At 56.5% G+C, this 17,666-nt stretch carries 3 protein-coding genes; 2 read left to right on the forward strand and 1 reads right to left on the reverse strand.

Annotated elements, in window-relative coordinates:
- Positions 1-10 precede the first annotated feature (10 nt).
- Entirely contained in the window at positions 11-3,010 is a 3,000-nt protein-coding gene (locus C7S18_RS00610) for a WD40/YVTN/BNR-like repeat-containing protein (RefSeq protein WP_146151689.1), read from the reverse strand.
- 1,304 nt (positions 3,011-4,314) lie between these two features.
- Here C7S18_RS00610 and C7S18_RS00615 point away from each other — a divergent pair.
- Entirely contained in the window at positions 4,315-16,821 is a 12,507-nt protein-coding gene (locus C7S18_RS00615) for an Ig-like domain-containing protein (RefSeq protein WP_170113031.1), read from the forward strand.
- Positions 16,822-16,829: 8 nt separating this feature from the next.
- Positions 16,830-17,609, forward strand: a complete 780-nt coding sequence (locus C7S18_RS00620; protein WP_106889719.1) for a hypothetical protein — start codon at positions 16,830-16,832, stop codon at positions 17,607-17,609.
- Positions 17,610-17,666: the final 57 nt, after the last annotated feature.

Raw genomic sequence — 17,666 nt, forward strand, 5'->3', positions numbered from 1 at the left:
CATGAATGGTTCAGTTACAGGTCGCTGGCGCAGCGTTCGTGTCCTCGAAGCCATTTACGAGTAGCCGATCGTCGAAACAGGCAGGACCACCCATGAACAAAATATTGTCGCTGACAGGGCGGTAACTCCCAAACTGGTTGGCGTTCAATGTGACGCGCCACGTATTTTGATCGACCTTGACTGCACGTGGGTTGGCTCCAGAGCTCATTGGATACCAGCCCATTGTGCCGTCGTCGCCGGGAGTGGACGGTCCGAAGAATCGGAAACTCCAACCATACTCATTGAAGTTCTCATTGTGGAAGGTGATGTCAACCACCGCCTGCGAGCAATCGGTAATTTCAAATCGAATCAAGTCGTCCGGGTAGCCGTAGTAGAGGCTTGAGTTCGATTCAATTGGGTCACGTCCATAGCGGAGCGCAAGACGAGACTGAACGTCTACAGCTTGCTGGCAATTGTTCGGTCCTGTCCCTGACAAAATGTCGGACGTGATGAAGCCGCCGCCGACACCTGACGGCGCGCGCAGCGCAACACCAGTGGACCCAACGTCCCCTTGTGACGAGTCCTGGTTGCCATCGCCATTTCCGTCGCCACCGTTCGGCGCATTGTTTTCCTGGCCGTTAGGGATTCCATCGCCGTCGTCATCCGCTTGTTGCAGCATGCTCCAAACACCTGCAGTTGTGCCGAGGTGCAACTGTGCGGGGACAAACGGATCAATCGTTATGGCCAGTGCCGCATCATCGGGAAGACCGACGCTGATTGAGTGCCAAGTCAGGCCGCCGTCTGAACTTTTGTACACTGATCCCGGATTTGAAACGCTGCCGGCGCCTGACGCGTAGATGGTGCCGGCTCCGGTATCAGTAGGATCAACGGCAAGAGCACGAATGTCGACCCGAGAGCCTATGCCAGTGTCGGACCGGGTCCAGGTCGCGCCGCCATCAACAGTCTTGAAAATCGATGCGGAATCCGGTGTCTGTAAATCAATGGTCGTTGCCCACAAAATCTGATCATTAGTCGGGTGCATCGCAATAGCGAGCACATCATGATGCGTGTTTGTGCGCCCAGTTCGAAGCGGCAGCCCGTTGCTCGCAAGAATCCAGTTGGCGCCTCCATTCGAACTCTTGAAAACACCGTTGGCACGGTCGTCGAAACTGCGGAATGGGTCGTCATCGAATTCGGAATAGAACGTGCCGACGTACATCAAATTGGAGTCGGTGGGGCTGATCAATAATGTAAGCGGCGTTACGTTCTGCGAGATGAAATTGATGCCTTCAGAGATGTTGGTTGATGGAGGCAACCCCGTGTCACTGGCAGCCCAAGATCCGCCGGCTGAGTCACTTCGAAGAATGCGGTTGTTGAAAGTAGTAGTTGTTACGCTGCCGACGACGGCATTTGATGGTGAACCATTTGCCGTTGCAAACACACGCTGGAGTGGCGTCGTACAAGGGAACACGACTGGAACGCAGGAGCGGGGATCCAGAACGATATGGCGAACGGTTCCAAGCGATTGCGGCAAGCCAGAGTCGATATTCGACCAGGTTGTGCCGTTGTCGAGGCTCTTGTAGAGCCCTGGGTTGCGATAGCCGTTCGTCTGAGAAGAGCGACCAGAGGCATATATGACCGTATTGCCGAGGTCGGGAACCGTGATTCCGACTGTGGTCGGGTCAATTGCGAGTGCACGGATTTGCGCTGCCCGGAGTCCTGAATTGGCAGCAGCCCAAGAGCCACCCGAGTTAGTCGACCGGTACAAGGCTGGTGAACTGAAGAATGGATCGCCGAAGCCAGCATAGAGGCGATTCCCTGGGAAGCCTGGTCCTGGTCGCGCCGAGGGGTTTGGGTTGACAACCACTGTGCGCAGGTTCACGCCAGCAAGACCGTTATTCAGCGACGCACCGCCGCCATCAAGATTCGAAAACGTGGTCCCGGCTGCATCGACTGCCCGAAATACGCCTGCGCCATCGGCAGAGACCCAAAGCCGGCGCGTACCAGTTACTCCAAACCCTGGCTCTGCATAGATGCCCGTCGCCAACACAGGTACAGGTGGGTTTGGCGCAATGGTGGAGGTATAGCTCGAATTGGCGGTCAGGCCCGCGAAGCTGTTTGAAATCGTATTACCAGAGTCGGTGGTGCGGAATATGTTCGAAAGCGAGCTGTTATTGATGCTGAACCAATAAGAACCGGCTGTAGTTGGGTGTCCAACGACCTTGAACTTTCCCCCAGAGAATGAAATGAACGTTGCCGTCGACTGGGTAAAAGTATTGCCATTGTCAACCGTCGCATAGATTTGCCCAGTTGCCGATATCGCGAGACCAGAACTGCCCGCACCATAAGCGAGACCCGGGATGTCTGAAGTCAGACCTACTGTACATCCGCTGCAGGTCGAGGCAGTCCAGCTGTTGCCGCTGTCAGCTGACGTGTAAAGTGTTGGACCGATGCCATCCCGTTCTGCCAGGCCAAGCAGCAGGCGGGTCGGGTCAGAGGCCTTGATGGCCAGCGATAGGCCGTTCGCTGGAGAAGGCAAGCCAGTCCCAAAAGCTGAGAAGCTCGCGCCAAAATCTGCGCTTCGAAGCAAAGGGGTCGCGTCGTTTGAGTAGGCCATCAGTATGACGCCAGTATTGCCCGGCACATCCAGCCACTGATTGGGTAGCTCGTTCGTGCCGGTGAACTCAGCGCCGGTCGCCAGCCAGTTGTCGCCGCCATCCGTGCTGCGGTAGATGCGTCCGGCGCTATCCATCACATACACATTGGTCGGGGCGTCCTGATCGAACACCGGTGGCAGCAAGGTAGAGACCAGCGCGCCAATACCCTGATCAGCACGCTCCCAGGTAACGCCACCATCAAACGTCCGGAAAAGTCCACCACGAGTGATCGCGAACATGGTCGTCGCGGTCGTCGGGTGAATTGCCATCTGATAGACCTGACCGCCGTAGGGTCCGGCGCTAGTCCAGATGCCATTCCCGGCGTTGGCGCAAGTACAGAGCGCGAAAAACAGCATGGCTGATAAGGCTCTCATGTTCGTCTCCCTCACTCAGAATTCGGCTTGAACAGTCTTTGCGAAAAATGCCCTAGAGAACAATATCTTACCGTCAACGCCCGTTGCGCGCCCGACAATGAACAAACTACGACGAATTCGGGCAAAATTGATACGAATCAAATGCTTGACGGCTGGATTTTGACAAATTTTGCCTGGACGTCCTGGATTTACATGACCTACTAAGAAACGCCAGAGGCGAGCAAATCGATCAAGTCCCGACGTTCGAATTTGCAAGGTGCCGTGAGAAACCGATTTTCGATAGCAGTCCCTCCAGCAATCTTTCGTCGGAGGATTCGAATCCGCGGTTTGGTTTTGCAAAAGCTTACTACCTAGTTCGCAAAGCGGTCTATGACTTCATTGCCGCAATTCTGTCTGAAATCCGCGCATAAACGATGTTGCTTCTGAACGCTTGCGCCAACTAGGATGAGAAATCCTCCTCCCTGACCGACCTCACCAACGCAAATTTGGTGGGCTGCAGTGTCTTTACATCTCGAAAGAGTGTCTCGATAGATGTCAGAAGCGGGAGCTGCGGAGAGTGTACTGCGCAGAACAAACAAACTCAGAAAGGAATTGCAATGCGAGCTATCTGTCACTTCTTGCTGTGCTGCATACTACTGTTCGGAACGACAGAGTCCAGTGCAGTCAACTGCAGCGTAGAAGGATGGGAAGCGCTCAGGGAAATTACGCTTTTCAATTCAGAGCAGCCGGTAACGTTTGCACCGATTGGGATGCCATTTGTGCAGTCTCTCCGAGTGAAGACCCAGTGCACTAATGTCCCCTGGAATACAACTCCCTTCTCGATCGAAGGCGCGCTCTGGTGCACGGGCGGATACGAGGCACACAACTTCATTCATGATGTCCGTGGAAGTTACACCGGAAGTATCGAACTGGCCGCACCCACCGAGCCCTCTTCTTGCCAACTGTATATCTCCTCAGGTTCGTGGGGCCGGTACCGCCGGATTGAGTTCATTAATGGGAGTGACGTCCCCACGATTCCTACTGTCACGATCACAAACAAGTTGGCAACCTATATTGCCTTGCCCCTATCACACACAGTTCGCGCAGATACGACAGTCGGGGGAGGCGCGGCGATCGAAAAGGTGGAGTTTTACCGGCACGAAATAAAATACGGGGAAGATTCGGTTGCTCCGTACGAGGCCCCAAGCATTCAACTTGTTCCCGGTGTCCAGCGATTCGAAGCCCGGGTCATCGATAGTCGTGGCTATATCAATATTGACTACTTTGACGTTCTAGCTCGGGAAAACTCCCCGCCAACGGTCAGGTTGAAGGCGCCGGGTGCAAATGCCAAGCTGTCGCGTTGGACGCCCATTCCGATTGAAGTGGAGGCAAACGATAGCGAGGGCTATGTAAAAACACTCCGCATTTTCGATGGTGCCACGCAGATTGCAGAGTTCAATCGTACCGCTGCTAGCGCCGACCCGTTTGTTTATCAATGGGTCTTACCTAGTGCTGGTGCGCATGCGCTCTACGTTGAGGCGACTGATGACCGGCTTCTAAAAAAGAAGTACGGCCCCTATCCGATGGAGGTGGTCAACGATCGCCCGGTCGTAACGCTCAACGCGCCTACCGACGGAACTTTTGTTGTCAAAGGGGCGAGTGTCTCATTGGCTGCCAATGTCGTGGACGATCAGCCGGTAACATCTGTTTCTTACGTGATTACGGGTTTGACCGCAGGCTGCCCGGGTCCAATTAGCCCGATTGTCTCGACCGCAGCGCCAAACTTTTCAGCGACTTGGACGACGCCGACGAGTTGCCGAGGCCGATTCATGGTCAAGGCGCAAGTCGCTGACGCGGTATTGGGCACCATCGAGTCATCCGAAGCAGAAGTGCAGTTAACGCCCACTGGCGGTGTGGCGGACGGGACGGATCTACCACCCTTCATTCGCATCACGAGCCCGGTTTCGGGAGTGACTTTGCGGCAGGGTAGTTCGGTGACGCTCAAAGCCGTTGCTCGCGATGCAGAAGCAGTCAACATTGCGAAGGCCAAGTTTTATCTCGGAACCGTCTATATTGGCGAAGGTGTCAAAACCGTCAGCTCCTGCGCAGCGACCACAACTTGCGAACTGTCGCTTGGTGTCACTAGCTTTGGGACGGGCGTTATTTTGGGAGCGAACACGTTGAAGGTGCGCCCCAGCACGGGAAGTGTTGTGGATTCGCCTTTGGTTCCGGTGACGTTGGCGGCGAACGCGCCCCCCACCGCTGTGACCGTCACGCTGCCGGGCGGTGCCACAACTTTTGCGGTCGGATCGAGCATCGGCGTCCAGGGCGCGGCTCAAGATGAGACCACGATCAAGCAATTTCGATTGCTCGTAAACGGCGCAACCACGTCTATTGCCACCATCGTGCCAGCGGTCGCTTCCGCAACGGCGACACTGGCATGGACTCCGATGGAGACGGGAACATACCGAGTCAGTGTTCGGGCCATTGACAGTAATGATGCAAGTACGGATTCGACGGAAAAACTGGTGACGATCGCAGCACCAAGGGGCGCGCTCGCACCTGTGGTCTCCATTGTTTCGCCTCTGTCGGGTCTGACCTTGGAAAGTACGGGCTCTGGAATCTGGCTCTATGCAAACGCCTCAGATGCTGACGGGACAATCTCATCTGTTCGCTTCTACGACGCAGAAACACTGTTGGGCTCGGGTCAATTTCAAGAAGGCAGCTACCGTTTGTGGTGGCCAAACCCGAGTGAAGGCGCGCACACGATCACTGCTAAGGCGGTCGACTCGCAGAAGATCGCGACGATCTCGCCGCCGATCTCAATTTTTGTTCCGTCTGGATTGCCGCCGACGATTTCGATTGTCTATCCGACAGCAGCGACGACGGGTTTAATTGCACCTCAAACCTTGCGCCTGTCCGTGTCTGCACAGGATGACTTTGGTGTTCGCCTGGTCGAGTATTTTGATGGCGCGCTCAAGATCGGCGAATCGACAACGGCGCCTTTTGATATTGAAACGACGTTCACGACTTCTGGCTCACACACGCTGACGGCGCGCGCAACAGATTTTGCCAACAACGCGACGACGTCATCGCCAGCGGTGATTTCGATTGCTGCCAACGTGAATCCGACCGGGCAAATCACGAGTCCTAGCGCTGGTCAACGATTCCTTTTGCCAGCGACAGCGACGTTTGAAAGCAATGCGACGGACTCCGATGGGCAGATCACCCGTGTGGAATACTATTTGGATGGTGCCTCAGAGCCTATCCGCACTGCTTACACGGCACCGTACCGGGCCACCTATGCGTTACCAGAGGCAAGGCAATACTCGCTGGTGGCGAAGATTTACGACAATAAGGGCGGAGTTGCCAGCACTTCGGCTCGCGCATTCGAAGCGACACAGAACCAAGCACCGACGGTTTCGCTGACGACTTCCGCTTCGGATGGTGTGGTTTTGGAGGGAGACCAGATCAACCTCACCGTGCTTGCGCAGGACAGCGACACAGGTGTTTCCAAGGTTCGGTTTTATGCGCGTCAGGGCAGCAACGACACGTTCTTGAGCGAGGATGTTTCCTCGCCTTACAACGCGACTTGGACAGCGCCTGTGGTGTCGGCTGCTGGCGAGCAACGACAGCTCTATGCGGTGGCGTTTGATGCGGCGGATGCACAGGTGTCGACGACCAGCTCACTGGTTGCAGTGACCATCAACAAGAACCGCCCACCGACGCAGGTCATCATTGAGCAGCCGCTCGCGCCTACCGGCGGTGGGGTCAATGGACAAAATTCGCCGACAATGCAAGTGGTGTCGCCTGGTCAGACGTTGAATTTGCAAGCGAGGGTCACTGATCCGGATAACAACATCGATTACGTGCAGTTTCTGGTTGGGGATTCGGTATTCGCACGGGTTGACCGCTCTTCGCCAGGTCAGGAAGTTTTTGCAACCGAGATTGTCGTGCCCAATAGCTGGTCTCCTTTCACGATGAATGAACCTGCGAAGGTAATCAGTGCGAAGGCCTATGACACGAAAGGTCGTTGGATCGAGACGCATGATGCGGTCGACATTGATCAGAATGGTTACGACTTATGCGGTGGCGGCGCGGGTGCCTGCGAGAACTTAAGTGTACCGATCTTGGTCGTCCCCGCTGGAGCGGGAAATGGACAGGCTCCATGCGGTGGCTTGACTGGCGCTTGCACGAATGAGCGCCATTTGGTGGAGGGCGGAAGGAAGGTCGAGGCCGAACGCTATGACCACGGCGGTAACGGGATTGGTCATTTCGAGCGTGATTATTATCGCCAAAGCTTTGGCGAAGAGAGCGCTCGGGGTGACGCTGTGGATGTCTTGTACGACGAGAATCTCTGCCCACTTGTGTCAAATACGTCGTTGATCAACCTTTTGTCGACGTGCGTTGTTAGCAATTTGGACAACGGCGAGCGCCTGCGCTACTCGGTGACAGTGCCTGCGCCGCCCGATGGCTATCCGGGCACAACTTTTACGCCGAAGTTTCGGATGTGGATTCCGGCTTTTGCCGAGTTTGATGAGCCGACTGCAAGTCAGCAGGTCTTGAACAATCAACCGGTCAGAGTAAAGCTGAAAATTCTTGGGGTGGCGAACGGTACAACCAGGGCTTTAAGGTTCTCGAGCCCCAACCCATCGGAAGTTCCTAGTGCGTGGTCGGGAACTGCGAGCGTGTACGAGGCGAATTGGACACCCAATTTGGCGAGTGTGCCAGGCACCGCGACCTTGTATGTTGATCTGTTTGAAGGCGGGAGCACGGAAGTAGTATCACGGAGCAAGATCACCGTTCGGGTGGTGTCGGTATTAGACGAAGCCCCGCCACCTGCTGAGGTGCAAGGTGGCGAGCTGCCGGAGGACGTGAATTATTCGGCGGGCCTTGAAATCTTCGGTTCGAGTGGATTGCTGAGGCAGCCGGATGCGACGACGTCGGGATGTGTCCCGGCTGCGCCAGTCAAAGAGGTGCCGAACTCGCCGGCAGATCGCTGGTTCTTGGTGTCCGGCTGTCAGTTCACGTTGCCGCAAGGCGAATACGTGATGTCGTACAGCTCGCCTTCGGATGGCGTGAAGTTGGATTGGTTCCGATTTGATACGGGGAATGGTGGCGCGACCACGGTCGACGCGAGCATTGTGTCGCCTGCGAACCAATCGCAGTTCCAGCTTGGTACGCCGATTACGATCCAGGCGGATGTGATCGGTGCGCAAGCCGGAATGACGACTGTCTACTTCTATCAGAACGGGGCACTGATCAACTCGAGTCCTGTCACTTCTGCGCCCTACACGCTGACTTGGACACCGCCAAGCCTGGGTACCTATAACCTGACCGTTCAGGCAACTGTCGGATCGGTCAGTGATACGTCGCCGCCAGTATTGGTGACCGTGGTGCCGGGCGCATCGAACGCGCCGCCGGTACTCGCCATTCAGAAGCCTTCGGGGGATGTCACGGCGGGTGCCGTCGTTGAGTTGGCCGGCACGGCCGTCGATTTGGACGGGACGGTGTCGCCTGCAAGCGTTTACTTTGATATTCGGAACAGTTCTGGTGATGTGTTGGAGTCCTTAGCGGCCGAGCCATCACCGATTGGCGGTAGTGGTGCGTTCAAGAAGAACTGGACTGCCAACGTGGCACCTGGGAGCTACAGCGTTCGGATGCGCGCGCTTGATAACCTTGCGGCGAGCGGGGAGGCGATTCGGTCATTCTTGGTGGTGAGCCCAGGTGTGGTGATCCCACATGAGGCAATTGCCGAGATTCCGGGATCGGTCGATTCGCAGTCCGATGGCGTGGGCGCTACAGCCGGTCAGTTCCGGGTGGATGAGGGTGGCAGCGCGACTTACAGTATTCCGCTGCTGACGCTGCCAGGTCGAGCGGGTGTTGGTCCGCAGATGAGCCTGAATTACAGCTCGCAAGGCGGCGGTGCCGGCGTTGCCAAGGGCTGGTCCATTGGTGGCACCTCGGCGATCAGTCGTTGCCGCGCAACGTTCGAGCACGGCGACGATGAAGCGTCGATGGTGCTGGACGGTCAAGAGCTTTCAGCGGGCAGTCCTGGAATCAGCTTTACCAATCAAGACCGGTTCTGCCTGGATGGGCAGAAGCTCGTGGCGGTACCAGGAACAGGTAACTACGGCGACAATGGCACGGAGTACCGTACCGAGATTGACCAGTTTGCCCGCATTCGCTCGTTCGGTGGCGGCGCCTTGGGTCCGCGCTACTTCCTGGTGGAGCGTAAAGATGGCTCGGTGGCGTGGTATGGCGGATCAATTGACACTTCAGCGTTGCCACAGGTGGTCAATGCAGGTGTGATTGCGCGGCCAGATGCGTATCTGCAGCGCAATCAGAACGCGGGTGTTGAGAGCCCAATCGCGCCAGCCCCATTCAGTCAGCCGGCCTTGACCTGGGCGCTCGCGCGGACCATGGATTCAATGGGCAATTACATTGACTATGTCTATACCAAAGACGATGCGCGGGCCGAGCAGCTGATCTCGGAAGTACGCTATACCGGCAAGATGCACTTGCAGGGGCAGCTCGCCCAGGAGGCCTATTCGGGAACCTTCGCGGCGATCCAGTTTCTCTATGACCCGTTGCCAGCGGCTGCAGTGAGCATGTCTTACCAAATCGGCATGCTGAGTAGTCAGACAAAATACCTGAAGCGCATCAAGTCGATGACCGGTGCGACGGTGATGCGCGAGTACATTCTGAACTCAGAACTGTCGGCGAGCGGCTCGGATGCGATGTTGTTGAAGTCGCTGACCGAGTGCCGTGGAAGCGTGTGCTATGCGCCGACGACGTTTGAGTGGGCGGAGCAGAAGCACATCATGCAGGCCACGCAGACCATTGACTGGGCGTCTTCAGTGAATGGCGTCATCAATACCGGCAAGAGTCGGACCAATCGGATCGGCGACGTTGATGGCGATGGTCTGATGGATCTCGTCTGGTTGGGAAAGGCGGAGGTGGGCGGTACGACCTACGACATAGGGGTCTGTAGCAATGAGTACACCGCAGTTTGGGTGCGTTATGGCAGCGTTGTTGCCGATGAGAACGGTGTCAAGCGCTTCGAGTTCAAAGATGTGCCGCAGAAGCCGTTCTGTATTGCGGATGAGATACCGCGAGACAAGATCGAGGGGTTGATGAACCTGATCGACTTCAACGGTGACGGTGCCGATGATTTGATGTTGGGCGACTATATTGACGTTGATGCCAACGAGACGTCTGGCCGCTGGCACATCTACCCATCAATTGGCCGGCGTGCCTTCTATGCCCGACCAGACGATACCCGATATCCTCCTGATCAAGATAGTACGGACGACACGGCGTTTGTTCGGCAGCCGTATGCGCCATCGACCGACGATCTACTGCCTGCATGTGACGACTCAGACCCGACGGAGGCGCAACACTGCTTGCCCATTTCGAAGAATGGGGCATTGGTGCAGTTGTCGGATTTCAACGGCGACGGTTTGCAGGATGTGCTGTATGGCGTCAGCAATGCTTACGGCTTTGACCAGCTGCGCATTCGGCTGCAGGAGCCAGTTCCGGGCAGTAGTCCAAGAAAGTATCGATTCAGCCGCGAGATCAAGGTTGCTATCGATTGGTCGGAAGATGTGAATGCCGATGAGTACTGCGGTTTTGATCCAGGTGCGAACATTCCAGTGGAAGGCATTGGTGGCAACACGCCCTCGGGCGATGTATTTGTCACGTGCACCTTGAACTTGCGCGCGGCCGAGGATCAGCGAATCCCGGGGCCATCGGTAATTGATTTGGATGGCGATGGTCATGCGGACCTATTCGCAACCGTCAAGCATGTTCGGACGCGATACGATGTTGCCGGCGAAAATGTCCGCTGCATCGAACCTCAACGCACGGGAAATCGACTGCCAAATAGCGCATGGAACACCAATGCCATACAGTCTTACGGTAGTGTGCCGCAGGGTGATCGAGATGCCGAGCCGACCGAAAATGGGAACGAAAGGACTGAGGCACGGAATCTTGATCTGTTGGCCGACGCGTATGTCGAGACTCCCGATCCCAAAACTTGGGACTGTGCGGGCGGGCATATTGTAGAAGACCGCCATACCGGCTTCTTGCTGTCTGGTTTCGAAGCGAGCAGCGATCCAGCCTTTGCCATGGTGGCGCGCTTCAAGGAATACGATTACGTCCCCGGCAGCCAGAAAGTGACCAATCGTGGTTGGCTGCAAACGCCTTCTGACTTGGTCTATGAACAACTCCGCCTGCCACGTATGGTGGACATGAATGCGGACGGTTTGCAGGACTTGGTGTTCTTGGACTATCGACCAAACTTCGGGGGGAGAGAGGTAGGCAAGGTGTTGACCTTGCTGAATCTGGGTACCCGTTTCCAGACCTTGGCAGAAGGGACGGTGTCGCACGACATCAGCACCCAAAAGTTCATTGAATTTGCCGACATCAGTGGTGATGGGCTGCCGGACTTTCTGTTCCCGCGAGCCCTAGATCAGAGCGGCGCCATTGCCCTTGATGGCGATCCGAACAACCGCTTTGTCTATCGAATTACCCGCAATGATGGTCGGCCGGGTGTGCCTGATTGTGCGTTTGGCAATTTCTGCGACACGACTGGCAACTATGACACGCTGATCCAAGGCAACGATCCGAAAAACTGGATACGGTTCTTTGGCGACTTCGATGGTGATGGTGCGCTGGACTACGTCGGTATTCAGATGGCGCATAGCAACGGTGGTGGGGCAGGTGGCCCTGGTGCCCAGCAGAACAATTTCAAGACCTCGCGTGGCGCCCCACGCTCGTCCACGAGTCCCATGCGCTTCCGCAACCGCGACGCCTTGTTGAGCTTTACCAACGGGTTAGGGGCGAAAACCGAGATCAGCTACGAGCCGCTGACGAACGGTGCGGTCTATCAACGCAGCAAAGACGCGCGTGGCTTCAATGCTGGGCGCGGCAGCGCCATGCATGATCTGTTGGCCTCGATCTATGTAGTGGCCAAGGTTCAGAGTGATGCCCCGACCGATGCCGACCCGAATGGTAAGGCGAAGGTCTACTACCAATACCGCAATGCTCGGATGCAGGGTGGTGGGCGTGGGTACCTGGGTTTCGGTGAGATTCGTACCTTCGATACGAACTTCCCAGCACAGCATGTGGTGACCATCACGCAATACAGCCAGACATTCCCGTTTGTCGGGATGCCGCGCGAAACGAGGAAGTACCTGGTTGGGTCAGCATATGTTGAGAGTCAGTGTCTAGGTGCTGAAGGGCCTGAGATCGTACCGACCAATTGCTTCAGCCCTGGCGATCCGATTGCTGGCCTGCACTTCAACGAAACAGGTTTCGACAAGCTGATCAGCTATGCCTGGAGCGAGTTCGACTTAACGGCGACGACCCCAGGCTCCGTGTATCCGTTCGTGAAGGCGAGCTTTGAGGCGACCGGGAACCCGGACAGCAACAACAGCCACGAAACGATTGGCACGACAGTCACGTATTTGCGGCCTGATGTGAGCAACCCTGAGCCTGCTTACCGCAGTAACCAGATTACTGCCGATCAGTATCTGCTGAAGGGCCAGAACTACGCCTCGCTGACAGCGCTGCGTGCAGCGGCGCAAGCGGCGGTGGTGTCGGATAGCGGGCTGTGCAGTACTGGCAAATGCGTGACGCGAGTGTTTGCCGACTCCAGCTTTGGCGACGATGTCGATGATTGGCGCTTGGGCCGAATGTTGACGACGAAAGTCGAACACTATCGGTACGATGCGAACGGCAATCCGCCGATTCAGCCGACAACTCGCAGAACGGCGTTCACCTATGATTTGCTCAGTCCCGCAAAGACTGGTCTGCTGGTGACGCAGACGCTGCAGCCGGATCGGACCGACAGTCAATTCCTGAAGACGATCCACTTCCGGGATCAGTACGGGAACATCACCAAGACGATGACCTGCAGCTATGCCGCTGCAGTCGCGACTGGTTGCAACGAGGAATCCGATATCAGTGCGATCTTGCAGCGTCCTGCCGGCGTCAGTGACTTGCCGCTGGACTATGTGCATCGCTACGTTGAAGCCAAGTTCAGCGCGGACGGTCGGTTTGCCGATGGCAGTTACGTGCCGTACTTCAGTGACTCGGTAGGCTCCACAACCCAAGTTGACCGTCGGTTGAGCGGCGAAGTCTTGGTTCGCGATGAACTAGGCAATGTGCGTCAGGCCCGAGACGTCCATGGCATAACGGCGACAACGACCTATGGGCCTTTTGGACGCGCGCAGACGACGCAGGGTCCGGATGGCTCGGCGTCTGCCAATGAGTTCCACTGGTGCAACGGCAAAGCGCCGGCGAACACGAGTCAAGTAGCGGATTGCCCCAGCAATGCCGTGTTCCGACAGACCAGCTATGTTCGCGGTGGCGCGCGCAGCGTGGCCTTCTTTGACAAGCTCGGTCGGAAATTCCTGAGCGTGGCGGAAGGTGCGAATGCCGACCTGTCTGGTGACAGTCGCTGGACGGCGGTCTGCAATAGCTATGACACACGCGGTCGCGCCGAGTCGGTGTCGGATCCGTTCTTCGTCGATACCGCCACCACGGGCCTGCTGCCACGGTTGGTGTCGGTTCCGGACTGCAGTAGTCGGATTGGCTCCAGAACGACCTACGACTATCTGGATCGCATCCTGACGATTCGCATGTCGGAGGACTTTACCGACCAGGGACCGGCCAATACGGTCAAGACCTACAATGGTCTGACGACCATCACCACCGTCAACTTCAAACGAAATGGTATTCTGAAGGCGCTGTCTCAGACCGAGATCAAGGACGCTTCGGGTTTGATTGCGCGATCGATTGATCAGGACGGCAAAGAGGCACGTTATCGTTACGACAACACCGGTAACTTGATCGAGGTACGCCGGAATGCCGCTTCGAACACGCCGGAGATCGTGTCGTCGATCACCTATGACGACCTCGGTCGCAAGACGGGTCAGTCGGATCCGGATGCCGGGCTTGCCAGTTACGTGTACAACGCGGCTGGTGAGATGATCTGTGGTCGCGATGCGCGAGGATTTGTCACGGTCACCGACTATGACATCCTGGGTCGTGCGTGGCGGGAGCGCAACGAACGCGGGACTTGCGCGGTGACGACCGATCGAAGGACGATTCCGGTCGGCGAGGCGCTCGCCGCCCCGACTACGGGCGAATCGCGGATCGTCGAAATGACCTGGTTCGACTACGGCGTCAGCGGCGGCCATAGCGGCCTCGGTATGGCGTTCAAGACGGCGCGATACCAGACCATCGGTGCGAACTATGGGCAGACGGACCTGATGACCAAAACGGTCAGCTGGGATCATCTGCGCCGTCCGACTGGTTCGACCACCAGCTTCGCCTATGCGGTCGACAATGACCCGACCGTCGAGTCGTACACAGATGCCATCACCTACGACAGTATTGGCCGCCCCGCGACCAATACCGATGCCAGTGGGGGCGTGACCGAGAACATGTACTCGAGTCATGGGTTCCTGCGTCGCGTGCGCAGTGCCACCCAGCCGAGCTTGGTCTACTTCGAAGCACTGGCAGCCAACGAGCGCGGACAAGTCACCAAAGAGCGCAAGCATGGCAACGTGGCCATCACCACGAGGCGGGATTACAACCCCTACACTGGGCGTATCGAAGGGATCCAAACCGGTACCGATAACGGCAACGCGCTGCTCGACAATCCGGTGCAAGACCTGAGCGTGGGCTGGGATGTCCTCGGCAATTTGACCAACCGTCAGGACCTGCGCCAAGGATTGGTGGAGGCATTTACCTACGACAACCTGAATCGTCTGCTACTCGGTCGCGTGCACCAGAACGGCGCTTTGCGCGGGGACTCGATCAGCCTCGGCTATGACGCACTCGGCAACATTTGCAGCAAGGCCACACCGGCTGGCGCGCAGACGTATCAATACGGCAATGGCAGTGCCTGTGGAACCCCCGACACGAGCAACCCACGGCCGCATGCGGTCACGCAGATGCAGGGACCAACCGGCACGTTTACCTATCAGTATGACGAAGCCGGTAACCAGACGCGCGCCGATCACAGCAACAACGCCAAGGATCGCGACATTCGGTTTGGTGCAGAGGGTCTGGCCGATCGAATCGTGGTCGGCAATGGCAACTCCAGCTCGGACTTCCGTTATGGGCCAGGCGGACGCTACCTGCGTACGGACGTCAAAGACGGGATCACAACGATTACCCGCTACGTCAGCGGCATCGAACTGATCACGAAACGGCAGGGTGGGGTAGAGACTAGTCGAGAGCGGAAGCGCTATATCGGTGGCTTCTTGATCCTGACGCAAAAAATCCAGAGTGGCGGCACCGTCACTGAGGACTACCGCTACCTGCTTGGCGATCACCTGGGTTCCACCGATACCTTGGTCGACGAACAGGGCGTGGTGAAGGAGCGCCTGAGCTTCGATCCACACGGCAACCGCCGCGCGGCCGAAGGTGCCGGCGTCTGGATCACCGCGGTCAGCAACTACCAAGCTGCCAACACCACGCACGGCTTTACCGGGCACGAGCACATTGACCACGCCGAAATCGTGCACATGAACGGCCGCCTATACGACCCGATCCTCGGCCGCATGCTGAGCCCGGATCCGATCGTGCAAGAGCTCTACAACCTGCAGAACCTGAATCGCTACACCTATGTTCTCAACAACCCGCTAAGCCTGACGGATCCGACCGGGTTGAGTTGGATGGACAGCAATTGGCGCGCAGTTGCGGCGGCCGTAATTGTTGTTGCAGCAGTCATAGTTGCGCCCTACCTCGTGGAACCGCTTTCCAAATTCGCGGTCGCAGTAGGCGCTGGTGCAGCGTCTGGAGGAATCGGCTCTGCCAGCACAAAGGGCGCGTTAGTGGGTGCATTCAGCGCAGCTGTCTTCTTTGGCGTAGGTCAAGCGTTCGACAAATTCGCTTCTGTGAACGAAACTGCCTACCGGGAGCTTTTGGAGCAAGGGTTGGCAGACCCAGGCTGGTTCAATTCTGAATGGTTGTCGGTTGGACAAGCTGCGGCAAAGACGTTAACTCATGGAATAGTGGGCGGCGTGATGCAAAAATTGAGTGGCGGCAAGTTCGGAAGCGGATTCCTTGCAGCCGGGTTCACTCAGCTATTGGCGCCTGGAATAGACTCAATAGGCGGTGGGGGGGGGCTTGGTCGGGCAGTCGGAGTAGTGGCGTCAGGAATCGTTGGGGGAACGGCTTCCATTCTATCCGGCGGTAAATTCGGTAATGGTGCTGTTACTGCAATGTTTTCTCGCACGTTCAATCATGTTTTTCATCCGATTGATAGGGGCGCAGTTTCTCTGATCTTGGTCGCTGGTAGTGATGATGGTGCAGGAAACGACGTGGGTAAGGGGTTCAAGAACGCTGCGTTGACGCTCGAAAAGCAACTGTCAGCCGAAGGCGAGAATCCAGTAGTTGTTGACGTTGGAAACGAAAACCAACTCAAGACTGCATTTACCGAGCATGGTAAAATCAGGGCAGTCTACTTTTTCGGGCATGGCTCGCGTTCGGGTGTAAGTCTGGGGCCGGAATCCAAGAATAACTGGGACATTACGAACTACCGATCTATCGACTACTCTCAAATGGAGGCCGGTGCCCCGTTCGTATTTTATGGTTGCGATGTTGCATCAATTGATGAGATTGGTCAGTCTTTCCCTCTTTCGCTGTCGAGATATACTTCCAACCCTGTCTGGGCATCTGCAGTCGGAATGAATGCTCGAAGTAGATCAGATTGGACTCCTCTCTATCCAAGGAAGGGGACAAGAGGGCCAGACAAACCTCCGACCTACTATCGCCCCGAAGACGGCGGTCAGTTTTTACTGTTCTATCCATAGGAGGAACTATGCGATTCTCTTATATTCAACTCCCCCTTTTCTTTCTCGCGCTTTTGGTCGTTAATGCAGTGCGCGCAGATGACTGCTCGTCTCGACTCGAAGGAATTCGTCAACTCGGAAAGCTCGCCGACATGAGCGCAATGGATGATCTCTTTCGCAGAGGCCACACTGAAAACGGCTGCTATTTGAAAGAATTGAACAATGGCAAACTTCGAGCCACGCCTTGGGTGTTCGGTAGCGTCAAACAAGTAACGCAGTCGGAAGTTGCACTGGCCGTCTTTGCATTGGTGAACGGCGTTCCTGAGTCAGCGTGCATGCCTGATGATTTGCTCGCGCTACGGCAGAATGGGCGAACACCAGCTGTCAGTAAGTGGTTCACAAGTGAGAGAAACAGGGGGCGTCTCGTTGCGCGCTGCGAATTCGTTATGCGACAACTGTCACCGCTGGAGTTTGGGCTGCCCGCAAGGGTAGGCGCTTCCGATGGTTGTATCTCAGATCTACGATTTAACATGACACCTGAGGAATTGATTGCTTTGGCAAACGAACATTCTGGTTGCCTCAGCAATCTTGTGACCGAGACAGTGGTCGTTAGGAGTGTGCCCTGGATAGATAGTGGCTCCGGCGTAGCGATTGGCGATTGGGCGTTTCTCGGTCTTTCGTTAGCTCGCCTCCCTGCTGTTATGGAGTGCTTTGGCTCCCAGCCTAAGAGTCTGACAAGTTCGATCACCGCGAAACTCGACAGGGAGCGGCGCGCGATCGCCGGTTGCCTCATAGCCAAGACAAACTGATATGTGACTTGCCGGCTTTGCGAGGACTAGTCATTACTTGAGGATTGTAAGGGGTGC

This window comes from Ahniella affigens, from assembly GCF_003015185.1.
Lineage (GTDB): Bacteria > Pseudomonadota > Gammaproteobacteria > Xanthomonadales > Ahniellaceae > Ahniella > Ahniella affigens.